A 25,733-nucleotide genomic window follows, 5' to 3' on the forward strand; every position below is an offset into this window, starting at 1 on the left:
GCATCACACCCGCCCAGAAACTGAAGATGGCTGCCTGAAGTCTACTGCTGCACCCCGTTAAAACGGGGAGGATTACCGGCCCAAAGCCGACCTCCGGAACGCCTCGCAATCACACGGAAGCGTTCCTCTAAACAGCCATTCGTTCGTGGCGCAGCTTTTCCACCGGCCGATTGGAGACCCTGCAAACTAGGTAGTCTCAGAACAAAAAAAATGTAGAGGCAATATCTTAGAAAATGGTCAGCTCAGACTATTGCGTGATGTCCTGCTCTTCTTCAGGGTGATTGCCGCGCTACGTATACGCGCGCGAGCCGCAGCTTCGTCAAGTTCGGCGAACTCGCCCACGGCCTTCAGAAACTTCTTCATTTCGCGGGGGTCTACACGGTCCGTGATTCGCAAACCAAAGACTGTCGGCGTGATAGCCTCATTTTCCTGGGCGGAGCGCCGTCGTGAAGGATCGAGCATGTAGTGGTTGAGCAGGAATTGCGGCAACATAACAACGTCATCATGTTGCCCATGCTTCTTCAGAATCCTGAGAACGCGGGTTTCTTCTGTCATCCACCATGTATCGTATCCATACAAATTGCTGGTGATACGTTCCTTCCGCTCTAGCCGCTCAGAATTGATGTAAAGAGCCATCTGGGCGTCGTTGAGCGCAAGTATTTGGTTTCCAGACGTGCTCTCCTTATCACGAGCCGCTAATATATCGGCGGCAATGGCTTCAGCGAGGGAGTTGTCGATCTTCGTCGTCAACTCTTCAAGTTCCGTAAATTCGAAACCGAACTTATCGACAAGGAAAGACCCGAAGTCGTCAATGTTTCGCTTGGGATCCGTGAACCAAGAGGCATTGCCAATCTGGTTGAGGAAGTCACTCCAATCGCGCGGTCTTCGTGTATGCCCTTCTGGCTCGAAGTATGCGTAGAAGAACGCTCGAATAAGTATCCGTTCGCAGTTTTTAACTGCCTCCAGATCGCCCAACCTGTACCAGCTTTCATAGTCGTTGCGGAAAGTCAGATATGTCGCATGGATGTGGCTGAATGTTTCGTTCACTACTTGTCGTGTTATATTAAGCTTGACGCCCGCCGATTGAAGCGTCGTAAGCGCATTGGTCATACCTCTGCTGCCGACTCGCACGAATGTTTCCGATAGGCACCTAACAATAATGTCAGTGCCGAGGTAAATCCTCAGGCGCTTCGCCATCTCCGAAAAATACTGTGTGACCGCGATGTCTCCGTCCATAACGAATTTAACGGAAAAATACTTCAAGAGTAGCTCTAGGTACTCCCGCTCGTCCTGATTGGACGAGTAACAGACGCGTCGAAAGACGTTGGAAGCTGACTCCTTGGATTCCTCAATAAGTTCCAGCGGCACCGAGGCCGATTCAAAATACAAGTTAAATATCGAGAAAACTTCTATGTTTGGCTCGGACGAAATCTCAGAAAACGATTTTGCGAAATTCATCGCTTGCCGCCGAAACGTTTCGACAATGGCGAACCGTACTGCAGGTACAATATGATCCCGTAAGGTATCATTTTTCTCTTTACATTCTTCGTCAACGCGTCTGGAAATGCTGGCGATAAATGCATCTTCCCGTGTCTTCAGCGTCAAGTTGCCACTGTCGAATTGGTTCCGAACCTCGTATGGTAGGGCATACTTGTCACCTGGATGCTTTCTAATACGAGGCAGATTACTTTTCGAGGACAAGAAATCCAGTCGCTCCGGAACTGATGCGGGAGCCTTTGAAACTACCTTTGGACTGCTTTTCCCCAACTCCGTCTTTATCACTTCGAGGGTCTTGAAGACTCCTTCTTGTGGGTTTGTCCCAATCAGGCAATCATAAATGATTGTATCTAGGCATAGGTTCTGAAAATTCTCCGAAGCGGGAAGGGAGTGCGCTTCCGCCTCCAAATAGGTCAAAATGCTAAGGCGGTCGGCATAGTTCAGCTCCCGCCTGACAGTACCGGCCCGCTGCAGGCCATCGATCAAACTGCGGACGTAGCCATACAGTGAGTTTTCAAGCTCATCGTACAGACTAGCATGGATTAATAACCACCGGCGGTCACGTATTTCAATCCTGACACCAAACTCCTTGCTCCACGTCGCTTCAAGCATGTCGCGCTGTGATTCGTTCTGACTTGTAACGTAGATAAGGCGCTTGATTGTACGAGTTTTGCGAATGTCTTCAATGGTCTTCCGTAGCTTTTTGCGAGTGTCTTCCTGCTTTGAAATCTGAATAAAGTGGTCAGTGGAGCCCTGAATGGCACGAATAAAGCCATCCTGTCCTCCATCGTGCATCCCGCCGGTCGGTTCAAACTGATACCCTTCAGTGACTTGCAGGACCTTTTGCACCCATATCTCGAAGTCTGTTGTGGAGATATTGTCGATAGACAGCGAGATAAGTTGATCGGACATGGTGGAATTTACCGGTTGCGTGCGTTGGGGCTACCTCAGCACCAAATGAACCTCGGCGCAAAGCAAATTTCTCATCTCGTTTGAACGGCTCAATAGGCGCTAGAGCGGAGGAGCAGTTGGTCCTGTCTTAGGGCTTGCGTCTGAAAGCGCGCGCACTTGAATGTGACCTAACGCAAAATGTTGCGGCTGTGCGCCGCACTGCCGCAAGGCCGCTCCCCGCCCCCCTCGTCGTGATCGCGGCTCGTCCACGAGTTCGGCGCAGAGCGGCAGGTCCGGGGCAAATGCCTGTCGCCGTGCGGCCTGGACCTGCTGCCGCAACGCCGCGCTTTCCGGCGTTCGGCGGTGTGGCCTTGGGCGGGATCTGTCGGTCTTCCGGCATGAAAACGCCCCCACGGCGCTGGCCGTGGGGGGCTTGCGGTTGGGGCCTTTTCGGGTTTCAGCGCTTGCGGTTGTGCCGGGCGCCGGGGCCGAGGACAAAGAACCAGTGGGCGGCAAGGCCGATGCTCCAGCCGGCCAGCGACCACAGCGACCAGGCGTAGCCGCCGGTCAGGGCGTTGAGGATGATCTGTGCCAGGATCACCGGCACGAAGACCAAAGCGTGGATGCGGAAACCCAATTCGCGTTGGGCGGGGGTGCGCGGGGCCTGTTCGGCGGCAGTCAGGGTGGTCATGTCGATCTCCGATGGGATGCAGGGTTGCGGGTTGGGTTGGGGTTGAGGTTAGGGGCGCCGACAGGGTGCCGGTCATCCCCCGGGATCAGCGCGTCGCCGCCTCGATGGCGTCGGCGACGGCTTGGGGCTGCGAGACAAGGCCGGCATGGCTGGCGGCGATCTCGGTGACCTGGGCGCCGATCCGGTCGGCGAAGAAATGCTGGGCACCGGCCGGCAGCACGCGGTCGGCGGTGGTCACGACATAGAAGCTGGGCTTGTCATGCCAGGCGGCGACTTCGGCCACGGCCTCGAAATTGGCCGGGTTCGAGGGCAGCTGGGCCGCCGCCATCGCCTTGGCTTCGGTCAGCGGCAGGTCGCCGGCGAAAAGCGCCGGGAAGGCCGCGGGGTCGAAGACCAGCCCGCCCTGATCGTTCGGGCGGATGGCTTGCGACCCTTCGCTGGGCGCGCCGGCCGACAGAAGCGCGGTCAGCGACTCGCCCCGGTCCGGCGCGAAGGCCGAGACATAGACAAGCGAGACGACATTGGCGTGGTTGCCCGCCTCGCCGATCACCACGCCGCCCCAGGAATGGCCGACAAGCACCGTCGGGCCGTCCTGCGCATCCAGCGCGGCCCTGGTCGCGGCCACGTCTTCGTCCAGCGAGGTCAGCGGGTTGGCGACCTGGGTGACGGTGTAGCCGCGGTTGGTCAGGATCACGGCCACCTTGTCCCAGCTCGATTCATCGGCGAAGGCGCCGTGTACCAGAACGATGTTGCGTGGGCCGTCTTCGGCCTGGGCCGCGCCGGTACCGATCAGCGCGGTGCCGATCAGCAGGGCGGAAAGGGTATGTTTCATTGGTCAGTCTCCATGGTTTGGCCAAGGGGCATCCGTCCGGCAAATCGCTTGCCGCGGGCTTTTGGCCGGGTTCGGGTTTCAGATCTTCGACTTTGCGCAGGGCGCAGGGCTTGGCGGGCTCTGGACGATCGGCAAACTTGCCTGCCGCCGGTCCCTGGCCGGGTTGAAGCTTCCGATTTTGCGTTTCGCCCCGGTTTTCTTGGGGTATCCTGCGTTCGGTGAGGAGAAATTAGGGCAAGAGCGCATGCCGGACCATGACCGCAGCTCGGGAAGACTTGCCCTGGAATCCGGCGATCCGGCCTCTGCCACCGGGCTGAGCGACGATTTCCTGTCCCAGATCCTTGGCCTGATCCGGCTGGGGGCTGTGCGGGTCTTTGCGGCGGACCTGGCGGCGCCCTGGGCGCTGTCCTTCGCCGCCGGCGCGGCCTGTCTGCATCTGGTCGAGACGGGCGAGGCCCTGGTGACCGCGGCCGACGGCCGCAAGGCGCTGGTCCGCGCCGGTGACCTCATCCTGCTGCCACAGGAAAGCGCGCATGTGATCGGCGCGGGCGACGCCGCGTCGATGCCGCTTGCCGTGGCGCTGGCGCGCCATCAGACCGGCGGCAGGCTGCACCTGCCGGGCGAGGGCGCGACCACCCGCCTTGTCACCGCGACCTTCCGGTTCCAGGGGGACAACCTGTCGTCGATGCTGGCGGTGCTGCCGCCCTTCATCCATATCCCGGCGGGCAGCGCGGGCGGCGACTGGCTGGCCGACCTCGCCCGCATTCTGCTGGCCGAGACGCGCGAGGCCCGCGCCGGGGTGGCCGTGCTTGCCGAGCGACTGATCGACGCGCTGGTGATCCAGGCGATGCGCCTTTGGGTGCGCGGCGCCACGCCCGAGGATCGCGGTTGGCTGGGGGCGCTGGCCGATCCGCGCATCGCCCGGGTGCTGAAGGCCATTCACGATGCGCCCTTCCACATCCGCAGCGTCGGCGAACTGGCACATCTGGCGGGCATGTCACGTTCCAGCTTTGCCGAGCGCTTTGCGCTGCTGATCGGCGCGCCGCCCCTGCATTACCAGACGCGCTGGCGGCTGCTTCTGGCGCATCAGATGCTTCAGCGCAGCGATGCGCGGGTCAGCGAGATCGGCCGCCAGATCGGCTATGAGTCAGAAGCCGCCTTCAGCCGGGCCTACAAGGCGCAGTTCGGCCATCCGCCAGCGAAGACGCGCGGCAGCCTTGGCTGAGTTGTGAATTCGGTTCCAAACTCGTGCGATCACGGGGTGGCTAATGCGATTTCGCTGCCGGGGGTAAACCTTTCCTCAGACGCCAGGGCCGCGACGGCCGGCAGATCAGGAGAATGACAATGGCACTGCAAGACATCCTTCACGGCCGCATCGGCTTTGGCTCGGCCCCCTTGGGCAACATGTTCCGCGCCATCCCCGAGGCCGAGGCGCAGGCGACGGTCGCCGCCGCCTGGGACAGCGGCATCCGCTTTTTCGACACCGCGCCCTTCTATGGCGCGGGCCTGGCCGAAATCCGGTTGGGTCAGGCGCTGGCGGGCAGGAACCGCGCCGATTACGCGATCAGCACCAAGGTCGGCCGCGTGGTGCTGGACGAGGTGGAAGACTCCGTCCTCCGCGAGAAGGACAGGGTGTTCAGCCATGGCCGCCCGAACCGGGTGGTGAACGACTACAGCCATGACGGCACCCTGCGGTCGATCGAGGACAGCCTGAAGCGGCTGGGCACCGACCATATCGACCTGGCCTTCGTGCATGACGTGGCGCAGGATTTCTACGGCGACGAGTGGTTGTCGGTGTTCGAGACCGCCCGGAAGGGCGCCTTCCGCGCCCTGGACCGGCTGCGCGACGAAGGCGTGATCAAGGGCTGGGGTCTGGGCGTGAACCGGGTGGAACCCATCGAGCTGCTGCTGGGTCTTGAAGAGCCGCGCCCCGATGTCTTCCTGCTGGCCGGGCGCTACACGCTGCTTGACCACGACCGCGCCCTGCAACGCGTGATGCCGCAGGTGGCCGAGAAGGGGCTGGGGATCGTCGTCGGCGGGCCCTACAGCTCGGGCGCGCTGGTCGGCGGGCCGAATTTCGAATACGCCCCGATCACGCCCGCCATCCGCGACAAGGTGCAATGGATCAAATCCATCGCCGACCGGCACGGCGTGTCGATGAAGGCGGCGGGGCAGCAGTTTTCGCTGGCGCATCCGGCGGTGGTGGCGGTGATCCCGGGCGCCAGCAAGCCCGACCGCATCGCCGAGGATCAGGCCGCCTTTGACGAGGTGATCCCGGATGCCTTCTGGCGCGATCTGCGGCAGGCGGGGCTGGTGAACGCCGACGCGCCGCTGCCCATCGACCGCTAGAGCCTGTCCGACAACAGGGAGATCGGTTTTGTCGAAAGACCGGCTCTAGGGGTTCAGGAACCGCTGCAACCGCGGCACGAAGAAATCAAGGAAGGCCCGCAGCCGCACCGGCATGTGGGCCGCCCCCTTGTAGACGGCGTGGATCTCGTCTTCCTCGACCAGCGCGCTATCGGCCAGCACCTCGACCAGCTCGCCCCGGGCGATGTGGTCGCGCAGGTGGTAATCGGCCACTCGCACCAGCCCCAGACCCGACAGCGCGGCCCGCCGCAGCGTCTCGGCATTGTTGGCCAGCAGGCTTCCCGTCAGCATCCGTTCCACGATCCGCCCGCTTTCGCGCATTGGCCAGACCGGATTGGCCCGGCGGAAGTTGAAGCCAAGGCAATTATGCGCGGCCAGATCCTCGGGCTGCACCGGCGTGCCCGCCCGCGCCAGATAGGCGGGCGCGCCGACGATCCGCCGCCGGGTCGTGCCGATCTTGCGCGCCATCAGGTTGGAATCGGCCAGCCTGCCGACGCGGAAGGCCACATCGGCGCGCTCGAGATACAGATCCACCACCTCATCCGACAGCGACAGATCCAGCGTGATCTTCGGGTAGCGCTGAAAGAAGGCGGGCAGAAGCGGCTCTATCCCCGCGGTGCCGAAGGACACCGAGGAATTGATCCGCACCAGCCCCTCGGGCTCGGCCCCGCCTTGCGTCAGTTGCTGTTCGGTATCCTCGATCCGGCCCAGCAGGTCGCGGCTGCGTTCGTAATAGAACTGCCCCTCGGCCGTCAGCGTCAGCGCCCGGGTCGAGCGTTCCACCAGCCGCACGCCCAGCCGTTCCTCGATCCGGGCAACAAGTTTCGACACGGTCGAGGGCGTCATGTGCAAAAGCCGCGCCGCTTCGGAAAAGCTGCCGGCTTCCACCACCCGCACAAAGACCGCCATCTCGCCCGCGCGGTTGTCCATGCCTCACCTGTGATCGGGTTTCCCGTCGCTTGCGCCGAAATCTATGCCAACCGTGCGCGGCCGTGAATGGTTTTCCAAACGGGCGGGGAAGTCCGGCGTCCCATCTGCGCCTGCCCTGTGTGGCCACATGGGGCAGCAGACGGCCCTTTCGGCGGCGAAGAGGCGGCGCTGGCCGAGCCCCGCGCCTTCTGGGGCAGCCATCCGGCGCTGAAATGCCAAGCGACGCTTGCACGCATTGGCGCGCGCTTCGCTTTGGATCGGACCGCGCGCAGAAATTGCGGTGGCGGGCCTAGCGGTCGGCGCAACGGATCCTGATCCCAAGGCGGGGCAGAGGCCCGCTCGGGCATTTCGCCCGCGGCGAAGGGGATAAAATCCGGCAGTCCCTATCGCTCGACGGGACCGCGCGGCGTGGCCCCATGCCGCTCAAGCAGATAGCGGCTCGGCGGCTTGCCCACCATCTTCCGGAACATGGTCACGAAGCTGCTGGCGCTTTCATAGCCCAGATCCAATGCGACGGTCTTGACCGCCTTGCCGGCGCTCAGATGCCGCAAGGCCAGGACGACATGCAACTGCCGGCGCCAGCGACCGAAGCTCATCCCCAGCTGCTGCGCCAGCATGCGGTTCAGGCTGCGCTCGCTTACCGCGATGCGGGCGGCCCATTCCGCGACGCTTGCATGATCCGCAGGCGCCGCGATCAACAGGTCGGTAAGCTTCTTCAGGCGCGGATCGCCGGGGATCGGAAGGCGAAGGTCCTCGACCGGTGCCGCGGCCAGCTCATCGAAGATGACCGATACGATGCGGCCGTCCGGACCGTCGACATCATATAGTTCCGGAAGTTCGTTGGCCCGCATCAGCAGATGGCGGAAGAAGTCCGACACCGTGATCGTGGCGCAGGCCTGGGGCAGGTTCGAAAACGCGGGCGGGCTGATGAATAGGGAAATGCATTCAACCTCGCCCGAGCCGAAAACCGTATGCGGCACCCCGCCCGGTATCCAGACGGCGCATTGCGGCGGAACGATCCAGACCGCATCGTCAACCTCGCAGTTGATGACGCCGCGGATCGTCAGCAGCAGCTGCGCCTTCCGATGCTGGTGCCGCGGCGATTGCTCCAGGCTTTCAAGACTGGCAACGGCATTGGCCGCGACAAGCGCGCGGGGAACCTCGTCGACATAGGACAGCCAGTCGCTGCGGATATCGAGATGCATCAAGGGCCTTCAGTGATTTCCGCAATGGCCGGATTGATACATCTAAAGACGCGATTGCGCAATGACGCCATGCGCCGGCTGATCTATTGCTTTCAGGCAGAAGGTACAGGCGGCCAGCTGAAGCTGGTCCGCTTCCCGAAGGGCAGTGGCCTGTCGGAAAGATCGGAAAGGACTGTGGACGTGACAGAAAAAAGACCTGGTGACCTCGCCCTCTCATGGCTTGTCCCTGCGGTCGGCGCGGTGATTTTCGTCACGCTCCAATCCTTCTCGTTTCTGAACGATTACGTCAGCAGCGGCGGGACGATGCAGGCGATGTCGTTCGGCCCCTCGGCGCTGTGGGGCGTGTCTGTCTTTTACGGCGCCTGGGTCCTTCCGCCGCTGCTGGCCCTTGCGGCGCGGCGCGCGACCGACTGGGCCATGCTCATCCTCGGCGGAGGTCTTGTCGCGATCAGCACGCTGGCCGGCGTCGCGGATGGCTTGCGCGACGGCACCCATCTGGTGGGCCTGGAACTGCTGAGCGTCACCCTTCCGGGCGCGATCGCGCTGCTGGCGTCGTGGCGGCACATCCGGGCGACCTGACCCCCTCATCCCGGCAAGGAGACGATACATGCCTTTGGACAGCACGCATTTCCCACTGGTCTGGATGAATTACGACCAGGAACCCGACCATGACCACGATGCGGATTTCGAGGCGCTTGAAGCCAATCTGCAGCGCGGTGCGCCGTTCGTGATCCTGACCGATTCCGCGCCGACCGACGAACACGAACACAGCCACGAGGAAAAGAAGCGCACCTCGCTGTGGATGAAGAAGCACAAGGCCGAGTTGCGCCGTCTGGTCTTGGCGATGATCGTGATCGAGCCAAGCGGCGCGCGGCGGGTGACCTTCAAGGCCTTCGGTGTGGTGTTCCGAAAATTCTGGGGCTATCCGCTGATCCTTGCCGCGTCACGCGAGGAGGCGCTGGATATGGCCGCGCAACTGCTGACCGGGCAGGGGCGCGCGGCAACAGCCTGACAACCGGCCCGGCGGGCGACGCGAAGAGATTGCCCGGCAGCTTTCCCCCGTCGACCAGGGCTCGGTTGATAGGACGATCCGGCAGGGATCGAGCCCTCCGCGATCCCGCATGGCCCGCCATTGGCGGTTGAGGACTATCTGCCAGCCAAGGCTGCGGCACCCGCGACTGCTTTCCGCAGACCTGGCCCGGGGCAAGTCCGCGATGCTGCGGCCCGGGCTGCGCGATCTTCCCACGGCGGGCGTGTCAGGCCTTGCGGCGCAGCACGCCCTGCAGCGGCACGGCGGCGGAAAGCGTGTTCGAGATCGTGCCGTATTTCAGCACATTGCGGTGCAGAAGATCCAGCCGCTGGTCGGTTTCGCGGCTGTCCACCACAATCTCGTAGCGGATCAGCGTCAGCCGGGGCGGGGCGTCCTGCCGCAGCGCTTGCAGATCGACCGTCACCCCGTCGATCTGGAATTTCAGCATCGGCGTCACCCGCTCTATCCCTTTCAGCATGCAGGCCGCCAGCGCGGCCAGCAGCAGCTCCACCGGGTTCATCGCATCGCTGCGCCCGGCAAGATCGGTGTCAAGCGTCACTTCAGCGGCCTTGGCCAGCGCCAGGCTGCCATGGGCATCGATGCGGCGGGCGTGGAGGCGGTAGTCCATCGCGGGGGCTTTCGGCTGGGGAAGGTGATCTGCGCCGATCATGCGGCCTGTTTTCGTCCGGGGCCAGCCGGAAACGGCGCCGGTGGCCGCATGACAGGCGGCAGGCCAGGGCAGGGGCCGGCCTGTCATGAAAGCTTCATTCGACCCGGCGTATCAATTCCGTTATTCAGGAAATATGGAAACGAATTGCGCCGCCTCTGCCTTTGCCACGCTCGGCCATCCCGGCCGGCTGGCCGTGTTCCGCCTGCTCATGCGCTTTGCCCCGCAGGGCGTCCGCCCGACCGAGATCGCGGCGGCGCTGGGGATGAAGCCGAACACCCTGTCGCATCATCTGGCCGATCTGGCGGCGGCGGGGCTGATCGGCGCGCAGCGGCTGGGCCGGTCGCTGCATTACAGCGTCGATCTGGACGTGACCGAGGCGCTGATCGGCTACCTCGCGCTGGATGTGGGCCGCGCCCGCCCCGATCTTCTTGCCCCCCTGATTGCCGCACCGAAGGATGCCCCCCTCATGACCTTTGCCCTTAACGACCGCGCGGTCGATGTGCTGTTCCTGTGTTCGGGAAATTCCGCCCGCTCGATCTTTGCCGAGGCCCTGCTGCGCGATCTGGGCCAGGGCCGGTTCCGCGCCCATTCGGCCGGCACGCGCCCCAGCAGCGCGCTGAACCCCTTCGCGCTGGAGATCCTGCGGCGCAACGGCCATGACCTTGCCGGTCTGCGCGCGAAACATGTCTCGGAGTTCCAGCGCCCCGATGCGCCGGTGATGGATTTCGTCTTCACCGTCTGCGACACCGCCGCGGCCGAAGAATGCCCGCCCTGGCCGGGCCAGCCGATCACCGGCCATTGGGGCCTGCCCGACCCGGTGAAGGCTGTCGGCACCGAGGCGGAAAAGGCGCTGGTCTTCGCCCAGACCTATGCCGCGCTGCGCCGCCGGATCCAGGCCTTCGTGGCGCTGCCGCTGGGCAGCCTGAACCGACTTTCCCTGCAATCCCGCGTCGATGCCATCGGGCTTGACGCGGCCGACCGGAGCTAGACCCATGCCGCGCATTGCCCTGAACGGCCTGGGCCGGATCGGAAAACTCGTGCTGCGCCGCCTGATCGACGAAGGCATGGGCGACCAGATCGTGCTGTTGAACGATCCCGTCGGCGATGCCGCGCAACACGCGCTGCTGATGGAATTCGATTCCGTCCATGGCCGCTGGCCCCGGCCGGTGCGCGCCGCCGCGGCGGGGCTGGAGATCGCAGGGCTAAGCCTTCCCCTGACCCAGGCACGGACGATCGAGGATCTGGCGCTGGCGCAGCACGGTGTCGATCTGGTCCTGGACTGCACCGGCGTCTTCAAGACCACCGCCCGGCTGGCGCCCTATCTGGCCGCCGGGGTCGGCACGGTGATCGTCTCGGCGCCGGTCAAGGATGTGGCGGCGCTGAACCTGGTCTATGGGGTCAACCACCAGGCCTATGACGGCACGCAGCGCCTGCTGACCGCCGCCTCCTGCACCACAAACTGCCTCGCCCCGGTGGTGAAGGTGATCCATGAAGGCCTGGGCATCCGCCATGGCGCGATCACCACCATTCACGATGTGACGAATACCCAGACCCTGGTCGACCGGCCGGCCAAGGACATGCGCCGGGCGCGCTCGGCCCTTACCAACCTGATCCCGACGACGACCGGTAGCGCCAGCGCCATTGCGCTGATCTATCCCGAACTGGCGGGCCGGCTGAACGGCCATGCGGTGCGGGTGCCGCTGCTGAACGCCTCGCTCACCGATTGCGTCTTCGAACTGTCCCGCACGACCAGCGCGGACGAGGTGAACGCGCTGTTCGCCGCCGCCGCGGAAGGCCCGCTGCAGGGCATTCTGGGGCTGGAGAACCGGCCGCTTGTGTCGTCGGATTTCCTGAACGACCCGCGCTCGGCCATCGTGGACGGGCCCTCGACGATGGTCATCGCCGGCACGCAGGTGAAGATCTACGCCTGGTATGACAATGAATGGGCCTATGCCTGCCGCATGGTCGATCTGGCGCGGCTGGTGGCGGCGGTGCGGCGATGAGCGGGGCAGGGTCCGCGACAGGCGGCACGGCAGGGGGCGGGGCAGGCGGGGGGGCGACCCATCCGCTGCGCGCCTATGGGGCGGTGACGGCGGCCTATTGGGCCTTCATGCTGTCGGATGGCGCCTTGCGCATGCTGGTGCTGCTGCAGTTCAACGCGCTGGGCTTCTCGCCGGTGCAACTGGCCTGGCTGTTCCTGCTGTACGAGGCGGCGGGCATTGCCACCAATCTGGCCGCCGGCTGGCTTGCCGCGCGCTTCGGGCTGGCGGCCACGCTCTATGGCGGGCTGGCGCTGCAGATCGCCGCGCTGGCTGCGCTGACGCAGCTCGACCCGACCTGGACGGTCGCGGTCTCGGTCGGCTTCGTGATGGCGGTGCAGGGCCTGTCGGGCGTGGCCAAGGATCTGGCCAAGATGTCGTCGAAATCGGCGGTCAAGCTCTTGGCGCCGGCCGAGGCGGGAGGGCTGTTCCGCTGGGTCGCGGCGCTGACCGGGTCGAAGAATGCGATCAAGGGGCTGGGCTTCTTCCTGGGTGCGGCGCTGCTGGCGCTGGCGGGCTTCACCGCGGCGCTGTGGATCATGGCCGCGGGTCTGGCGGCGATCCTGATCGCGGTCGCGCTGTTCCTGCCCTCGGGCCTGCCGGGGCGGATGAAGCCGGACGAGGCCTGGGGCGGCTGGCGCGCCACCGATCCGCGGGTCAACCGGCTGGCGCTGGCGCGGCTGTTCCTGTTCGGCGCCCGGGATGTGTGGTTCGTTGTCGGCATTCCGGTCTATTTCCAGTCCGTCCTGTCGGACGGGACCGAGCCGGGGCGGCGCGCGGCCTTCTTTGCCATCGGCGGGTTTCTGGCGCTGTGGATCATCCTTTACGGCGCCGTGCAGGCCGCGGCGCCGCGCCTTCTGGGCGCAAGACGGCGGGACGAGGCGCAGATCGCCGCGCAGGCGGCGCGCTGGGCGGGGCGGCTGGTGCCGATCCCCTTCCTGCTTGCCGCGGCGGCCTGGGCCGCGGGCGCACCCCTGCACTGGCTGCCCGGGTCCTGGCTGACCGCGGGGCTCATCGGCGGGCTGCTGCTGTTCGGCTTCGTCTTCGCCGTCAATTCCTCGGCGCATTCCTACCTGATCCTGGCCTTCGGATCGGCCGAGCGGATCACCCGGGATGTCGGCTTCTACTACATGGCCAATGCCGCGGGCCGGCTGATCGGCACCTTGCTGTCAGGGCTCAGCTACCAGATCGGCGGCCTGCCGCTGTGCCTGGCCACATCGGGGCTGATGGCGCTGGCCAGCTTCGCCGTGATGCGCCGGCTGCCCGGCGCCTGACGGCTCAGCCCACAGAAGGGGGCTGGCGCGGGGAGCGGGGCCTCTGGCCCGGGGCCCCGCGCAAGGCGCCTTGCGAAGGGTGCCCCTGGACAGGTCGGTGCCCCCGGCGACAAGCGCCGGGGGCCGCCCCTTGCGCGCAGGGGCGCAGCATCACAGCCAATAGGGCGGGATGCCGTAATAGTCATAGGCGCGACGGTCATAGTCGCGGCTCACGCGCCAGTCATCGGGGCTTTGCGGTGCGCCTTCCAGCTGCTCTTTGGTGATGTCGGTGACATAGCCTTCGCGCGTCACGTCATAGCGCAGCTTCTTCCACGGGATCGGATGGGCGCCTTCGCCAAATCCCAGGAAGCCGCCGAAGCGCATCACGGCATAGGCGATCCGGCCCGAGACCTTGTCGATCATCAGATGGTCGATCTGGCCCAGATGGTCGCCGGACGGGCTGTAGACATCGGTGCCGTTCACGTCCGAGCTGGACACAAGCGCCGTGGCGGGGTGGGCGCCGGGGGTGATCTGAGCTTCCTGTTGCATGTCTTCCTCCTAGGGTTCGGCCGCAGAACTGCGGTCTTGCCGGGAAAACGCCGCTGCCCCCGCGACAGTTCCGCCGCCCGGGGCCGCCCCGCGGCGCAACCGGCCAAAACCCGCCGGTGGCGGGGAAGGGGCGGATTTGAGGGTCTGGAAATCCCTACCCCAGGGCTTTCGGTGCGGTCAGAGCCTTGACGACAGGCGGCGGCTCGGCTGCAACGGAAGGGCATCCGGTCCGACGTTTCCCACCCCTGCCCTCGCGGTCCCCAGTCGCGAGAATGCTGGTCCTTCCGGGGGAACGTTCCGTCGGGCCTTTCGCCCGGGGATCGGATGCGCTTTCCCGATCCGTCGCTGCAGCCTTGGGCTCTGGCCCGGCCGGCACAGGTTTAGCCCAGCAGGATCACCGCCCAGGCCAATCCCGCGGCAATGGCCGCCACCGCAACGGCGGCGCTGCCGCAATCCTTGGCCTTGGCGGCGCGGGGATGCGTTTCGGTCGAGATGTAATCGACCACTTCCTCGATGGCGGTGTTCAGCAGTTCGGCGACCAGCACCATCAGCCCCAGCCCCAGGATCACCGCGCGCTCGGCCGGGCTCAGATCCAGCGTGAAGGCCAGCAGGGCGGAAAGCGCATTGGCCAGGGTCCATTGCCGCAGGGTCTTCTCGCTGCGCCAGGCGGCGCGCCAGCCGGCCCAGGACCAGATGCAGGTCTTGGCCAGCCTGCGGGCCTCGGACTTGACGAATTCCATCGCGCCTCCCAACACGGCCGGCCCCTCAACCCGGCCGGTGCAGCCTAGCGAGGCGACCCGGCCGCGTCGAGCCGGCATCGGCGGCGCTGCGCGAGACCTTGAACCAAGAAGAGCCGGGCCGCGCTTTGCCCCCTTCCTCTCTGCATAAATATCCTGCGGGGAGGTCCGGAGGGGTGCAAAACCCCTCCGGGGGCGCCGCCAGAGCCAGGCGGGGCTGTAAGCGCGATGCCGGGGCCCGTCGCCTAGCGGCGACGATCCCGAAGCCAAGTGCAATGCCGGGCCTCGTCGCCTAGCGGCGACGATCCCGGCGGGCACTCATCGGTTGGAAGGCGACGCCGACATGGGCCTCGCAATAGGGTTTGCCGGGCAGAGAGGGCAGGCCGCAGAACCAGAAATCCTCGGTCGCGGGGTCGCCGATCGGCCATTTGCAGGTGCGCTCGGTCAGTTCCATCAGCGTCAGCTTGCGGGCGCGCTTTTCCACTTCGCGCACCGAGGCCAGCGCTTCGGGGCTGATCTCGTTCAGCCCGGGCTGGGGCGGCAGCGGCTGGCCGGCCGGCACGATCGCCTTGCGCAGCGGCAGCGGCGTGACATTCGAGGCCGGCGCCGCGGCCGCGGCGGGGGCCGCCGGACGTTCGGCCGCGCTGGCGCGGGGCTGCGCGGCGGCCGGCTCGGGGCGCGGCGGCGGGGGGGCGGTCGGCGCGGCGGCCGGCGCCTCGGCCCGGGGCGGGGCCGATGGCTCGGCGCGCGCGGGGGCGGCCGGCTTTTCCTCTTCCTCGCTGCCGCCGACACGGTTCGACAGGCCCAGGCGATGCACCTTGCCGATCACGGCATTGCGCGTGACGCCGCCCAGTTCCTTGGCGATCTGGCTGGCCGACTGGCCTTCGGCCCACATGCGCTTGAGCGTCTCGACGCGCTCGTCCGTCCAGGACATCTGTCTCTCCGCCTGTATAGATGATCGGCGCATTGTAGCGGTTCGGGGCAGGGGGCCGCAAGGGCGGCTGCAGCGCCAGTGGAAGGCATGTGGGCATTGCGCGGCTGCGCCGCAAGTCTTGCTCTCGCCTCTGGCCTGCGGCCAACCGGCTCGGGCTGCGCGCCGCGCGGGGATATTTGGGCAGAGAGGAAGGCGAGACCCGGTTCTTCTGCTGCCTTCCTCTCTGCAGAAATATCCCGGGGGGGCCGGGGGGCTGGCCCCCCGGCGGGTTCAGCAGTTCGGCACGTTGACCGCCAGCCCGCCCAGCGAGGTTTCCTTGTATTTCTCGTGCATGTCATGGCCGGTCTGGCGCATCGTCTCGATACAGGCGTCCAGGCTGACCAGATGCTGCCCGTCGCCCCGCAGCGAAAGCGAGGCGGCCGAGACCGCCTTGATCGCCCCCAGCCCGTTGCGTTCGATGCAGGGCACCTGCACCAGGCCCTTCACCGGGTCGCAGGTCATGCCAAGGTGATGTTCCAGCGCGATTTCCGCAGCGTTTTCCACCTGTTCCGGCGTGCCGCCCAGAACGGCGGCCAGACCTGCCGCCGCCATGGCCGCGGCGCTGCCCACTTCGGCCTGACAGCCGCATTCGGCGCCCGAGATGCTGGCATTGTGCTTGGCCAGCCCGCCGATCGCGGCGGCGGTCAGCAGGAACTCGCCCACCCGCGCGGGCGAGGCGCCGGGCACATGGTCCAGCCAATAGCGGATCACGGCGGGCACCACGCCGGCCGCGCCATTGGTCGGCGCCGTCACCACCTGGCCGCCGGCGGCGTTTTCCTCGTTCACCGCCATGGCGTAGAGGCTCATCCAGTCGTTGATCACATGCGGCGCGACCAGGTTCAGCCCGCGTTCGGCCAGCAGCGCGTCGTGAATGCCCTTTGCGCGCCTGCGCACCTTCAGCCCGCCGGGCAGGATGCCTTCGCCCTTCATGCCGCGGCTGATGCAGGCGTTCATCACCTCCCAGATCCGGGCCATGCCGCGGTCCAGCTCGGTGGCCGAGCGGAATTTCAGCTCGTTGGCGCGTTTCATCGCCGCAATCGACAGGCCCGAATCCCTGGCCATCGCCAGCATCTCGGCGCCGCTTTCGAACGGATAGGGCACATCGGCCCGGGCGCGGGCCTTGGCGCCGCCGGCCTCGGCCAGTTCGGCCGCGGTCAGCACGAAACCGCCGCCGATCGAATAATAGGTCTCTTCCAGGATCACGTCGCCCTGGGCGTCGGTCGCGCGCAGCACCATGCCATTGGCATGGCCGGGCAGGGCGGGGCCATAGTCGAACAACAGATCCTTGGTCGGATCGAAGGCCAGAACCGGCAGGCCGGGCGCGGTGATCTGCTTCGTCTCGCGGATCGCCTGCAGTGCCGCTTCGGCCTTCTCGGCGTCATAGGTTTCGGGGGCAAAGCCCGCCAGGCCCAGAATCGTGGCGCGGTCGGTGGCATGGCCGACGCCGGTGAAGGCCAAGGAGCCGTGCAATGCCGCGCGCAGGCCATGGGCCTGGAAGGGCGAGGCGCGCAGCAGGTCCAGAAAGCGCGCGGCCGCGACCATCGGGCCCATCGTATGGCTGGACGAGGGGCCGATGCCGACCTTGAACATGTCGAAGACGGAAAGGAACATGGCGGGTCTCCTCGCGCTGAGGCTGCACCATGGCCCGGCCCGCCGCGCGGTGAAAGGCGGAAAGCGACACTGCCGGGGGCGGTGGCGTCAGCCGCAGGATGGGCCGGCGCGGCACCGCGTGCGGGCCACGCGCGCCGGGCCGCCCCGATCGGCTCAGCGCGAGGGGATCTCGCCCCGCGGCGGGGCGGTGAAGGGCCGGTGGCCCAGATCTTCCTCGGCCGCAATCGCCACGGCGGCCGGCCGTGCCTCGGCCTTTGCCGCATGTTCGGCCAGACCGGGGAAGGCGTCGAGATGGAACCAGGTCACATGCTCGGCCGGATATTGCGCCGCCCAGCGGGTCAGCACCACCAGATAGGCCGAAAGCGGGCCCAGGGGCGGGAACAGTTCGGGCGTGCGCCGCATCGCAGCCTCGATCAGCCCCAGCGAATTCAGGATCCGGGCCGCGGCCAGCGTGATCATCGCCGGCTCGCCTTCCGGGTCGACATGCCGCCAGGGCCGGATCATCCGGATCAGATCGGCATGCAGCGTGTTCGACAGGAAGAAAAGCCATTTCAGAAAGGCCGGCCGGTTCGGCGTGCCGGGCGCGGGGCCAAGCCCGTAGGTCTCGGCCAGCCACAGAAGCGCGGCGCCGGTTTCCGAGACCGGCCCCTGCGGCGTTTCCAGCACGGGAATCGTTCCCGTGGGGTTCAGCGCCCGATAGGCGGGCGAGTCGAGCCCCCCCGCGCGCCGGTCGATCGACACGATATCAAGCGCAATTCCGGCCTCTCTGGCGACGAGGCGCAGAATGGTTGCGGCAGTATCGGGGGAGTGATGGAGCCGAAGCATGGCTATGCTCTGTATACTTTTGATGCCAACTTGCACCAAATGGAACGGGCTGTCATCCCCTGCAATCATCCGCAGGGCGAGTCTGGGGAAAAGAATGTCCGGCGGTCGCCGGGGGCGCTGGTTCAGGGGTCGGAAAAGGCCGGGGTCCGGGCCGCGTTTCGCGGCGGTTCGGCTGCGCTTCGGGCAGGGCTGCGGGGCGGGCTGCGGGGGCGGGGCCGGCAAAAGCCTCTCGCCCTTCGGGGGGCTTTGCGCTAAGCCCCGGGGACCGCCTTCCTGCCGGAGACCGATCATGCCCGCCGATCTGAACCCCATCGACAAGGCCAAGTTCGTCGCGGCCAAGCGCGCGGTGGAATTCGTGGAAAACGGGATGAAGCTGGGGCTTGGCACCGGCTCGACCGCGGCCTGGATGGTGCGCTGCCTGGCCGAGCGGATGCGCGAGGAAGGCCTGCGGGTGGTGGGCGTGCCGACAAGCCGGCGCACGGCGGAACTGGCGGCAAGCCTGGGCATTCCGGTCAGCAGCCTGGACGATGTGAAATGGCTGGACCTGACCATCGACGGCGCCGATGAATTCGACCCGAACCTGAACCTGATCAAGGGCGGCGGCGCGGCGCTGCTGCAGGAAAAGATCGTCGCCACCGCCTCGGACCAGATGATCGTGATCGCCGATGCCGCGAAGGAAGTCACCCAGCTGGGCGCCTTCCCGCTGCCGGTCGAGGTGATCCCCTTCGGCTGGCAGACGACCAAGGCGCTGGTCGAGGAGACGCTGGTCTCGATGGAGGTGATGGGCCGCGACGTGACGCTGCGGATGAACGGCGACCGTCCCTTGGTGACGGATGAGGCGAATTACATCCTGGACCTGCATCTGAACCGGATCGGCAATGCGCGGCAACTGGCGCTGGTGCTGAACCAGATCCCGGGCGTGGTGGAAAACGGGCTGTTCATCGACATCTGCGACATCGTGGTGATCGGCGAGGCCTCGGGCAAGGTGTCCGTCCGCGACGTGAACACCGGGCGGGTCGAGGACGACCAGATCTATTTCGCGCCGTCAGACAATATCTTCGCCGATCTCGACTGACCGGGCGGGGGGCGCCGTCAGGCGCCGTGTTCTGCCCGCGTTTCGGCGCGTATCTCGGCGCGGAAGCGGGCGTGCCAGTCGCGGCTGACCGCATCGGCAAGCCGGGCCAGACCCGGGCGCAGCGCATCAGGCGGCGCAGGCAGCCCCAGTGCCACGCAGATCCGGTGAACCGCGGCCGCGGGCCGGGCTGACAGCGCGTCATAGTCGATGGTCAGGGGCGTGATCCGCTGATCGCGGAACCAGGCCCGCCAGGCGGCCTCGGCCCGCTCCAGCCCGTCGAGCCGGGCCTTGATCCGGGCGAAGTCATAGGCGGGCGGCTGGGGCGGGGCCAGGCGTTCCACCTCGGTCCCGTCGGGGGCCGCATGCCACAGGCCGGTCTGTTCGGCCTTCACCAGCGAGATCGCCTGGGCCAGTTTGTTGGGCCGGGTCAGATGGATGCACAGCACCCGCCCGAATGCCGCCTGCAGCCGGTCGAGATCGCAGGCCTGGCCGGGATGCGCCAGGTCGATCAGCGCCATCAGACGGGCAAGACTGTCCTGCATCAGCCGGATGCCGCAGATATCGCCCGCGCCCCGGCCGGCCGTGCGCGCCGCGGCCAGCATGGCGCGGGCATGGGAAGGCGTGCCCCGGTCGGTCTCGGGCGGCAGGCCCCATTCGGCGGCCCAGACCGGATCGACATCGGCCATGAAGAAGGAATCCGGCGTGCCGGCGCCCGCGGTCGCGGCCAGCAGATCACACAGAAGCGTGCTGCCGCTGCGGGGCGTGCTGCACAGAAGATAGCAGTCGTAAGGCGCGGGCATTGCGGGATCCAGCCAGTGGTGCCGCCGCAGCCTAGGCCGGGGGGCGGGCCTGCGCAACGGGCGGGGCCGGCTTGGCCGCCCTGGCGGCCTGCGCCCTGCGTCCTGCAGGGGCGACGGGGGCAAGGGCGACGGGGGCGGGGCGCGGCACGCCGCTCTGGCCTTTCGGGGGGCGCTGTGGGATACCCGGACAACCCTTGATGAGGATGATGGATGACATTCGATCTTGACCTTTTCGTCATCGGCGGCGGCTCGGGCGGGGTGCGCGCGGCGCGGATGGCGGCGGCAACGGGCGCCAGGGTCGCGCTGGCCGAGGCCAGCCGCATGGGCGGCACCTGCGTGATCCGCGGCTGCGTGCCGAAGAAGCTGATGGTCTTCGCCAGTTCGTTCCGCGAGATGCCGGCCGAGGCGCGGGCCTATGGCTGGGACATGCCCGACGGCGCCTTCGACTGGACGGCGTTCCGCCCCAAGCTGCATGCCGAACTTGACCGGCTGGAAGGCGTCTATCGCCGGCTGCTGGAGGGCTCGGGCATTGCGATTCACGACCAAAGGGCGCGGCTGGCCGATGCCCATACGGTCGAACTGGCCGACGGCCAGCGCTTCACCGCGAAACATGTTCTGGTCGCCACCGGCGGCTGGGCCGAGCGGCCGGATCTGCCGGGCGCCGAGCTGGGCATGGTCTCGGACGACATCTTCCTGATGGACAAGCTGCCGCGCAGCATCCTGGTCGTCGGCGGTGGCTTCATCGCCTGCGAAATGGCCTGCATCCTGCAGGGGCTGGGCGTCGAGGTGACGCAGTATTACCGCGGCGCGCAGATCCTGCGCGGCTTCGATGACGAGGCGCGCGGGCTGGTGGCCGAGGCGATGAAGGCACGCGGGGTGAACCTGCATTGCGGCACGACTATCGTCGAGATGGCCGAGGCGGGCGCCGATCACAGCCTGACCGGCACCGAAACGGGCGGCGTGATGGGCGCCCCGGTGGGCGAGACCCGCGCGCCGCAGGGCAAACGGGGCGGGCCGATCTGGGTCAAGGCCACGAATGGCACGGAAACCACCTTTGACGCGGTGCTGTTCGCCACCGGCCGCCGGCCGAACACGGCGGGGCTGGGGCTGGAAGACCTGGGCGTCCAGCTGGGCCGCCGCGGCGAGATCGTGGTGGATGCCTATAGCCAGACCGCCGTGCCCTCGATCTACGCGATCGGCGATGTGACCGACCGCATCAACCTGACCCCGGTCGCGATCCGCGAGGGCATGGCGTTTTCGCGCACCGTCTTCGAGGGCCTGCCCACGGCGGTGGACCATGATCTGGTGCCCAGCGCGGTCTTCACCCAGCCCGAACTGGGCAGCGTCGGGCTGACCGAGGAAGCGGCGCGGGCGCAGGAACCGATCGAGGTCTATGCCACCTCGTTCCGCCCGATGCGCAGCGCCTTTGCCGGGGCGTCGGACCGAGTGCTGATGAAACTGATCGTGTCGCAGGCCACGCGGAAGGTTCTGGGGTGTCATATCGTCGCGCCCGATGCGGGCGAAATGATCCAGCTGGCCGCCATCGCGGTGAAGATGGGCGCCACGAAAGAGGATTTCGACCGGACCGTGGCGGTGCATCCGACCATGGCCGAAGAGATGGTGACGATGCGCCAGCCGGTGCGAAAGGGCTGATGCGCGCTTGAATTCTCGCGCGGGATGCACAATTCCGAGGCAGCAAGGACAGAGAGGGACGATTTATGGCGGGAAGCGGAGGCCCCTGGGGGGGCGGAGGCGGCGGTGGCGATGACGACCGGGGCGGAAACCGCGGGCAGGGCGATGATGACCGCCGCCCGGGCAACCGGCGACCGGGCGAAGGCGGGCCGCAGATTCCCGAGATCGACGAGATCATGCGCAAGGGGCAGGAACAGCTTCGCGTGCTGATGGGCGGCCGTGGCCGCCAGAACGGCGGCCCGCGCGGGCCGAACCGTGGCCCGGGCCGGTCGGGCCTGCCGCCCCTGTTCACGCCGCAGGGCATCGCCCTGGGCGCGCTGGCGCTGGTGGCGGGTTGGGCCTTCATGTCCTTCTACACGGTCAAGACCGAAGAACGCTCGGTCGAGCTGTTCCTGGGCGAGACGGCGGGCGTCGGCCAGCCGGGCCTGAATTTCGCGCCCTGGCCGCTGGTGACCTATGAAAAGATCCTGGTGACGGGCGAGCGCACGACCGAAATCGGCATGGCCTCGACCACCGATGGCGGGCTGATGCTGACGCGCGACCAGAACATCGTCGATATCGGCTTCCAGGTGGTGTGGAACATCTCGGACCCCGAGAAATACCTGTTCAACCTGGAAAATCCCGAAGACACGATCCGCGCCGTCTCGGAAAGCGCGATGCGCGACATCATCGCCCGCAGCGAGCTGTCGCCGATCCTGAACCGCGACCGGGGCGTGATTGCCAGCGATCTGCGCAAGGCCGTGCAGGCGACGCTGGACAGCTACAATTCCGGCATCAACGTGATCCGGGTCAACCTGCAGCGGGCCCAGCCCCCGCGTGAGGTGATCGACAGTTTCCGCGAAGTGCAGGCCGCCCAGCAGGAACGCGACCGGCTTGAGAAAGAGGCCGACGCCTATGCCAACAAGGCGACGGCGGGCGCGCGCGGCGAGGCGGCGCAGCTTCTGGAACAGGCCGAGGCCTATCGCGCCAATGCGGTGAACTCGGCCCAGGGTGAGGCCGCGCGCTTCATCTCGGTCTACGACGAATATGTGAAGGCGCCCGAAGTGACCCGGCGCCGGCTGTATCTGGAGACGATGGAAAAGGTGCTGGCCGGGATGAACAAGGTCATCCTCGACGGCGTGCAGGGCGGCCCCGAAGGCGGCCAGGGCGTGGTGCCCTTCCTGCCGCTGAACGATCTTGCCCGCCCGGTGCCCGCGGCCCCCGCCGCCGGTGCCGCCGCGACCGGAGGGACCAACTGATGCGCGCGATCTATGTCATCCCCGTCATTGTCGTCATTCTGGTCACGGCGCTGTCCTCGGTCTTCATCGTGGACGAGCGCAAGAAGGGCCTGGTCCTGCAATTCGGTGAAGTGACCCAGGTCAAGGAAACCCCGGGTCTGGGCTTCAAGATCCCGTTCATCCAGGACGTGGTCTATTACGAGGACCGCATCCTCGGGCTGGAAACCGCCCCGATCGAAGTCACGCTTCTGTCCGACCGCCGGCTGGTGGTCAGCGCCTTCGCGCGCTGGCGCATCACCGACGTCGTCAAGTTCCGCCAGTCGGTCGGTGCCGGCGGCGAAGAGCGGGCGCAGCAGTTGCTGGGCAATATCCTGACCCAGTCCATCCCCGAAGTTCTGGGCCGGACCAATCAGGAAAACGTCCTCAGCCAGGACCGGACCGTGCTGATGAACGACATCCTCACCATCGCCAAGCGCGAGGCCGAGGCGCTGGGCGTGCAGGTGATCGACGTGCGGCTGACCCGCACCGATCTGCCCGAGCAGAACCTGTCGGCCACCTTCGCGCGGATGCGGGCCGAGCGGGAACGCGAAGCGGCCGATGAAAAGGCGCGCGGGGGCGAAGCGGCGCAGCGGGTGCGGGCGGCGGCCGACCGGACGGTGGTGGAACTGACCTCGGATGCGCGGCGCCAGGCCGACGTGATCCGCGGCGAGGCCGATGCCGAACGGAACCGGGTTCTGGCCGAGGCCTATGGCCGCGACCCGGAATTCTTCGCCTTCCTGCGGTCGCTGACGGCCTATGACGTGGCGCTGAAGGGCGGAAGCTCGTCGATCGTCATGTCGCCCGACAGCGAGTTCTTCGACTATCTGCGCGGCGATCGTGCCCCGGATGCCCGGCCTGCGGCCCCGGCGCCTGCGGCGGCTCCGGCAACGGCGCCCGCCGCGCCGTGACGACGGTTCTTCTGGCCCTGGGCCTGGTTCTTGCTGTGGAGGGGCTGGCGCTTGCGCTGGCCCCTTCGCGCATGGAAGAGGTGCTGCGGCTTCTGGCCGAGATGCCGCCCGAGCGGCGGCGGATGTTCGGCCTGGCCGCGCTGGCGCTGGGGGTGGTGCTTCTGGCGCTGGCCCGGGCCTGGGGCGGCTGACGCCGGCCCTGCCCGACCCGATCCCGCGCGGGTTTCATGTCAGCCGTTCACACGGGCTTGAAACGCCGCGACAGGGTTTGCATTGCGCGCGGGCTTGGCCCAAGCTTCTTAGTGAAGCCAAGCGGAGCGGCAGTCCAAGCCGCCGCCCGCGTCTGAACCCCAAGGCTGACGTAACGGAATAAAGGAGCCCCGAGCCGTGTCCGTTCACCCGAAATCGCTTCTCGCCCAGCTGAAGACCGGCACCCTGCTCGCCGTCGCGCTGAGCGCGGGGCTAAGCTTTGTCGCCCCCGCCCCGGTGCTGGCCTTTGGCGCGCCGGAAAGCTTTGCCGATCTGGCTGACAAGATCAGCCCGGCGGTCGTCAACATCACCACCACCTCGACCGTCGCCGCCTCGACCGGCGCGGGTCCGATGGTGCCCGAGGGCAGCCCCTTCGAGGATCTGTTCCCCGACCTGCAGGGCCCCGACGCGCCGCAGCGGTCCGAGGCGCTGGGCTCGGGCTTCGTGATCAGCGAAGACGGCTATATCGTGACGAACAATCACGTCATCGAAGGCGCCGACACGATCGAGATCGAGTTCTTCTCGGGCAAGAAACTGCCGGCAAAGCTGGTCGGCACCGACCCCAAGACCGACATCGCCCTGCTGAAGGTCGAGACGGACAAGCCCTTGCCCTATGTGCAGTTCGGCAATTCCGATCTGATGCGGGTGGGCGACTGGGTGGTGGCCATGGGCAACCCCTTGGGCCAGGGCTTCTCGGTCTCGGCCGGGATCGTCTCGGCGCGCAACCGCGAGCTGTCGGGCACCTATGACGACTATCTGCAGACCGATGCGGCGATCAACCGCGGCAATTCGGGCGGCCCGCTGTTCAACATGGACGGCCAGGTGATCGGGGTGAATACCGCGATCCTGTCGCCCAATGGCGGCTCGATCGGGATCGGCTTCTCGATGGCCTCGAATGTGGTGAACAAGGTCGTCGACCAGCTGAAGCAATATGGCGAAACGCGCCGCGGCTGGCTGGGCGTGCGGATCCAGGACGTGACGCCCGACATCGCCGAAAGCATGGGCCTGACCGAGGCCAAGGGTGCTTTGGTCACCGATGTGCCGGATGGCCCGTCGAAGGCGGCCGGGATCAAGCCGGGCGACGTGATCACCATGTTCGACGGCAATCCGGTCGACGATGCCGGCGCGCTGACCCGCCGCGTCGCCGATGCGCCGGTGGGGCAGGCGGTGCCGGTGGTGGTGCTGCGCGAAGGCCGGACCGAGACGCTGCAGGTCACGCTGGGCCGGCGCGAGGATGAAGAGACCAAGGCCTTCCCCGCCGCCACGCCCGCCCCGGCCGAGCCCTCGCATATGGATATGCTGGGCCTGACCCTGACGCCGATGAGCGACGAGATCCGCGGCAAGCTGGGGCTGGAGCCCGGCGCCGAGGGGCTGGTGGTCACCAAGGTCGATCCCTCGTCCGAGGCCTATACCAAGGGCCTGCGCGAGGGCGACATCATCACCGAGGCCGGCCAGCAGCGCATCGCGCGGCTGAGCGATCTTGAGGACCGGATCAAGGAAGCCAAAGGTGCGGGGCGCAAGTCGCTGCTGCTGCTGATCCGCCGCGGCGGCGATCCGCGCTTCGTGGCGCTGGCGCTGGACTAAGCCAGCGCGTTCCCCCCCGTCGCGGCGGGGAAGGCCAGAAAAAGGGGCGCGGTGGGGAAACCTGCCGCG

Annotated in this window: 25 protein-coding genes; 13 read left to right on the forward strand and 12 right to left on the reverse strand. The window is 66.7% G+C overall.

The features are described 5' to 3' along the window. Positions 1-237: 237 nt before the first annotated feature. The 3 genes from K1Y73_RS13325 to K1Y73_RS13335 form a co-directional block, all read right to left on the reverse strand. A complete protein-coding gene (locus K1Y73_RS13325) occupies positions 238-2,409 on the reverse strand; it encodes a hypothetical protein (RefSeq protein WP_225028794.1) in 2,172 nt (723 codons plus the stop codon). Positions 2,410-2,845: 436 nt separating this feature from the next. Beyond that, positions 2,846-3,079 carry a 2TM domain-containing protein gene (locus tag K1Y73_RS13330; protein WP_225028795.1) on the reverse strand — a complete coding sequence of 78 codons (234 nt, stop codon included), beginning with the start codon at positions 3,077-3,079 and terminating at the stop codon, positions 2,846-2,848. 85 nt (positions 3,080-3,164) lie between these two features. After that, positions 3,165-3,911 carry an alpha/beta fold hydrolase gene (locus tag K1Y73_RS13335; RefSeq protein ID WP_225028796.1) on the reverse strand — a complete coding sequence of 249 codons (747 nt, stop codon included), beginning with the start codon at positions 3,909-3,911 and terminating at the stop codon, positions 3,165-3,167. A 244-nt stretch (positions 3,912-4,155) separates the two neighbouring features. Between K1Y73_RS13335 and K1Y73_RS13340 the strand changes: the two genes are divergently transcribed. Then, positions 4,156-5,136, forward strand: a complete 981-nt coding sequence (locus K1Y73_RS13340; protein ID WP_225028797.1) for an AraC family transcriptional regulator — start codon at positions 4,156-4,158, stop codon at positions 5,134-5,136. Between the two features lie 119 nt (positions 5,137-5,255). Beyond that, a complete protein-coding gene (locus K1Y73_RS13345; protein WP_225028798.1) occupies positions 5,256-6,260 on the forward strand; it encodes an aldo/keto reductase in 1,005 nt (334 codons plus the stop codon). Between the two features lie 45 nt (positions 6,261-6,305). On the opposite strand, the gene K1Y73_RS13350 is transcribed toward K1Y73_RS13345, so the two are convergent. Together K1Y73_RS13350 and K1Y73_RS13355 are read right to left on the reverse strand one after the other, a co-directional pair. Next, entirely contained in the window at positions 6,306-7,208 is a 903-nt protein-coding gene (locus K1Y73_RS13350) for a LysR family transcriptional regulator (protein ID WP_225028799.1), read from the reverse strand. Positions 7,209-7,591: 383 nt separating this feature from the next. Next, the gene (locus K1Y73_RS13355; protein WP_225028800.1) at positions 7,592-8,413 is read right to left on the reverse strand and encodes an AraC family transcriptional regulator; all 822 of its coding nucleotides are present in this window, start codon (positions 8,411-8,413) and stop codon (positions 7,592-7,594) included. A 69-nt stretch (positions 8,414-8,482) separates the two neighbouring features. Between K1Y73_RS13355 and K1Y73_RS13360 the strand changes: the two genes are divergently transcribed. Beyond that, positions 8,483-8,992 (forward strand): hypothetical protein, encoded by a 510-nt coding sequence (locus K1Y73_RS13360; RefSeq protein ID WP_225028801.1) that lies wholly within the window; start codon positions 8,483-8,485, stop codon positions 8,990-8,992. A gap of 28 nt (positions 8,993-9,020) precedes the next feature. Next, on the forward strand, positions 9,021-9,425 hold the full coding sequence (locus tag K1Y73_RS13365; protein WP_225028802.1) for a hypothetical protein: 405 nt from the start codon (positions 9,021-9,023) through the stop codon (positions 9,423-9,425). A 244-nt stretch (positions 9,426-9,669) separates the two neighbouring features. Here the strand turns inward: K1Y73_RS13365 and K1Y73_RS13370 are convergent, their stop codons facing one another. Next, on the reverse strand, positions 9,670-10,071 hold the full coding sequence (locus K1Y73_RS13370; RefSeq protein WP_225028803.1) for an OsmC family protein: 402 nt from the start codon (positions 10,069-10,071) through the stop codon (positions 9,670-9,672). Between the two features lie 175 nt (positions 10,072-10,246). On the opposite strand from K1Y73_RS13370, the gene K1Y73_RS13375 reads away from it, so the two are divergent. From K1Y73_RS13375 to arsJ, 3 genes are read left to right on the forward strand one after another with little or no spacing between them, the layout of a single operon-like run. Continuing rightward, on the forward strand, positions 10,247-11,101 hold the full coding sequence (locus tag K1Y73_RS13375) for an arsenate reductase/protein-tyrosine-phosphatase family protein (RefSeq protein WP_225028804.1): 855 nt from the start codon (positions 10,247-10,249) through the stop codon (positions 11,099-11,101). 4 nt (positions 11,102-11,105) lie between these two features. After that, positions 11,106-12,116, forward strand: a complete 1,011-nt coding sequence (locus K1Y73_RS13380) for an ArsJ-associated glyceraldehyde-3-phosphate dehydrogenase (RefSeq protein WP_225028805.1) — start codon at positions 11,106-11,108, stop codon at positions 12,114-12,116. Continuing rightward, a complete protein-coding gene (gene arsJ / locus K1Y73_RS13385) occupies positions 12,113-13,426 on the forward strand; it encodes an organoarsenical effux MFS transporter ArsJ (RefSeq protein WP_225028806.1) in 1,314 nt (437 codons plus the stop codon). The genes K1Y73_RS13380 and arsJ overlap by 4 nt, the downstream gene beginning before the upstream one ends. A 150-nt stretch (positions 13,427-13,576) precedes the next feature. Here the strand turns inward: arsJ and K1Y73_RS13390 are convergent, their stop codons facing one another. The 5 genes from K1Y73_RS13390 to K1Y73_RS13410 form a co-directional block, all read right to left on the reverse strand. Next, entirely contained in the window at positions 13,577-13,954 is a 378-nt protein-coding gene (locus tag K1Y73_RS13390) for a PRC-barrel domain-containing protein (RefSeq protein WP_225028807.1), read from the reverse strand. 380 nt (positions 13,955-14,334) lie between these two features. Further along, positions 14,335-14,694, reverse strand: coding sequence for a diacylglycerol kinase (locus tag K1Y73_RS13395; protein WP_225028808.1), 360 nt, complete (start codon positions 14,692-14,694; stop codon positions 14,335-14,337). 289 nt (positions 14,695-14,983) lie between these two features. After that, a complete protein-coding gene (locus K1Y73_RS13400) occupies positions 14,984-15,625 on the reverse strand; it encodes a GcrA family cell cycle regulator (RefSeq protein ID WP_225028809.1) in 642 nt (213 codons plus the stop codon). Between the two features lie 270 nt (positions 15,626-15,895). Further along, entirely contained in the window at positions 15,896-17,275 is a 1,380-nt protein-coding gene (locus tag K1Y73_RS13405; protein WP_225028810.1) for an L-serine ammonia-lyase, read from the reverse strand. A gap of 153 nt (positions 17,276-17,428) precedes the next feature. After that, positions 17,429-18,100 carry a glutathione S-transferase family protein gene (locus K1Y73_RS13410; RefSeq protein ID WP_225028811.1) on the reverse strand — a complete coding sequence of 224 codons (672 nt, stop codon included), beginning with the start codon at positions 18,098-18,100 and terminating at the stop codon, positions 17,429-17,431. Positions 18,101-18,389: 289 nt separating this feature from the next. Between K1Y73_RS13410 and rpiA the strand changes: the two genes are divergently transcribed. Further along, complete coding sequence (gene rpiA, locus K1Y73_RS13415) at positions 18,390-19,175, forward strand: ribose-5-phosphate isomerase RpiA (protein ID WP_225028812.1); 786 nt, start codon at positions 18,390-18,392, stop codon at positions 19,173-19,175. Between the two features lie 17 nt (positions 19,176-19,192). Here the strand turns inward: rpiA and K1Y73_RS13420 are convergent, their stop codons facing one another. Continuing rightward, a complete protein-coding gene (locus K1Y73_RS13420) occupies positions 19,193-19,975 on the reverse strand; it encodes a Stf0 family sulfotransferase (RefSeq protein ID WP_225028813.1) in 783 nt (260 codons plus the stop codon). Between the two features lie 210 nt (positions 19,976-20,185). Here K1Y73_RS13420 and K1Y73_RS13425 point away from each other — a divergent pair, with 210 nt between their 5' ends. From K1Y73_RS13425 to K1Y73_RS13445, 5 genes are all read left to right on the forward strand, one after another. Next, positions 20,186-21,628 carry an FAD-dependent oxidoreductase gene (locus tag K1Y73_RS13425; protein WP_225028814.1) on the forward strand — a complete coding sequence of 481 codons (1,443 nt, stop codon included), beginning with the start codon at positions 20,186-20,188 and terminating at the stop codon, positions 21,626-21,628. 65 nt (positions 21,629-21,693) lie between these two features. Further along, on the forward strand, positions 21,694-22,905 hold the full coding sequence (hflK, locus tag K1Y73_RS13430) for an FtsH protease activity modulator HflK (RefSeq protein WP_225028815.1): 1,212 nt from the start codon (positions 21,694-21,696) through the stop codon (positions 22,903-22,905). Beyond that, positions 22,905-23,831 carry a protease modulator HflC gene (hflC, locus tag K1Y73_RS13435; protein WP_404819086.1) on the forward strand — a complete coding sequence of 309 codons (927 nt, stop codon included), beginning with the start codon at positions 22,905-22,907 and terminating at the stop codon, positions 23,829-23,831. The genes hflK and hflC overlap by 1 nt, the downstream gene beginning before the upstream one ends. After that, complete coding sequence (locus K1Y73_RS13440) at positions 23,828-24,022, forward strand: DUF2065 family protein (protein ID WP_225028816.1); 195 nt, start codon at positions 23,828-23,830, stop codon at positions 24,020-24,022. The genes hflC and K1Y73_RS13440 overlap by 4 nt, the downstream gene beginning before the upstream one ends. Positions 24,023-24,266: 244 nt before the next feature. Beyond that, the gene (locus K1Y73_RS13445; protein WP_404819087.1) at positions 24,267-25,664 is read left to right on the forward strand and encodes a DegQ family serine endoprotease; all 1,398 of its coding nucleotides are present in this window, start codon (positions 24,267-24,269) and stop codon (positions 25,662-25,664) included. Positions 25,665-25,733: the final 69 nt, after the last annotated feature.

The sequence above is a fragment of the Xinfangfangia pollutisoli genome (assembly GCF_020179405.1).
Classification (GTDB): Bacteria; Pseudomonadota; Alphaproteobacteria; order Rhodobacterales; family Rhodobacteraceae; genus Pseudogemmobacter; species Pseudogemmobacter pollutisoli.

Coding starts and splice junctions, on each gene's coding strand:
- K1Y73_RS13325 (WP_225028794.1), bottom strand. CDS start 2,409: ATGTCCGATCAACTTATCTCGCTGTCTATCGACAATATCTCCACAACA.
- K1Y73_RS13330 (WP_225028795.1), bottom strand. CDS start 3,079: ATGACCACCCTGACTGCCGCCGAACAGGCCCCGCGCACCCCCGCCCAA.
- K1Y73_RS13335 (WP_225028796.1), bottom strand. CDS start 3,911: ATGAAACATACCCTTTCCGCCCTGCTGATCGGCACCGCGCTGATCGGT.
- K1Y73_RS13340 (WP_225028797.1), top strand. CDS start 4,156: ATGCCGGACCATGACCGCAGCTCGGGAAGACTTGCCCTGGAATCCGGC.
- K1Y73_RS13345 (WP_225028798.1), top strand. CDS start 5,256: ATGGCACTGCAAGACATCCTTCACGGCCGCATCGGCTTTGGCTCGGCC.
- K1Y73_RS13350 (WP_225028799.1), bottom strand. CDS start 7,208: ATGGACAACCGCGCGGGCGAGATGGCGGTCTTTGTGCGGGTGGTGGAA.
- K1Y73_RS13355 (WP_225028800.1), bottom strand. CDS start 8,413: ATGCATCTCGATATCCGCAGCGACTGGCTGTCCTATGTCGACGAGGTT.
- K1Y73_RS13360 (WP_225028801.1), top strand. CDS start 8,483: ATGCGCCGGCTGATCTATTGCTTTCAGGCAGAAGGTACAGGCGGCCAG.
- K1Y73_RS13365 (WP_225028802.1), top strand. CDS start 9,021: ATGCCTTTGGACAGCACGCATTTCCCACTGGTCTGGATGAATTACGAC.
- K1Y73_RS13370 (WP_225028803.1), bottom strand. CDS start 10,071: ATGGACTACCGCCTCCACGCCCGCCGCATCGATGCCCATGGCAGCCTG.
- K1Y73_RS13375 (WP_225028804.1), top strand. CDS start 10,247: ATGGAAACGAATTGCGCCGCCTCTGCCTTTGCCACGCTCGGCCATCCC.
- K1Y73_RS13380 (WP_225028805.1), top strand. CDS start 11,106: ATGCCGCGCATTGCCCTGAACGGCCTGGGCCGGATCGGAAAACTCGTG.
- arsJ (WP_225028806.1), top strand. CDS start 12,113: ATGAGCGGGGCAGGGTCCGCGACAGGCGGCACGGCAGGGGGCGGGGCA.
- K1Y73_RS13390 (WP_225028807.1), bottom strand. CDS start 13,954: ATGCAACAGGAAGCTCAGATCACCCCCGGCGCCCACCCCGCCACGGCG.
- K1Y73_RS13395 (WP_225028808.1), bottom strand. CDS start 14,694: ATGGAATTCGTCAAGTCCGAGGCCCGCAGGCTGGCCAAGACCTGCATC.
- K1Y73_RS13400 (WP_225028809.1), bottom strand. CDS start 15,625: ATGTCCTGGACGGACGAGCGCGTCGAGACGCTCAAGCGCATGTGGGCC.
- K1Y73_RS13405 (WP_225028810.1), bottom strand. CDS start 17,275: ATGTTCCTTTCCGTCTTCGACATGTTCAAGGTCGGCATCGGCCCCTCG.
- K1Y73_RS13410 (WP_225028811.1), bottom strand. CDS start 18,100: ATGCTTCGGCTCCATCACTCCCCCGATACTGCCGCAACCATTCTGCGC.
- rpiA (WP_225028812.1), top strand. CDS start 18,390: ATGCCCGCCGATCTGAACCCCATCGACAAGGCCAAGTTCGTCGCGGCC.
- K1Y73_RS13420 (WP_225028813.1), bottom strand. CDS start 19,975: ATGCCCGCGCCTTACGACTGCTATCTTCTGTGCAGCACGCCCCGCAGC.
- K1Y73_RS13425 (WP_225028814.1), top strand. CDS start 20,186: ATGACATTCGATCTTGACCTTTTCGTCATCGGCGGCGGCTCGGGCGGG.
- hflK (WP_225028815.1), top strand. CDS start 21,694: ATGGCGGGAAGCGGAGGCCCCTGGGGGGGCGGAGGCGGCGGTGGCGAT.
- hflC (WP_404819086.1), top strand. CDS start 22,905: ATGCGCGCGATCTATGTCATCCCCGTCATTGTCGTCATTCTGGTCACG.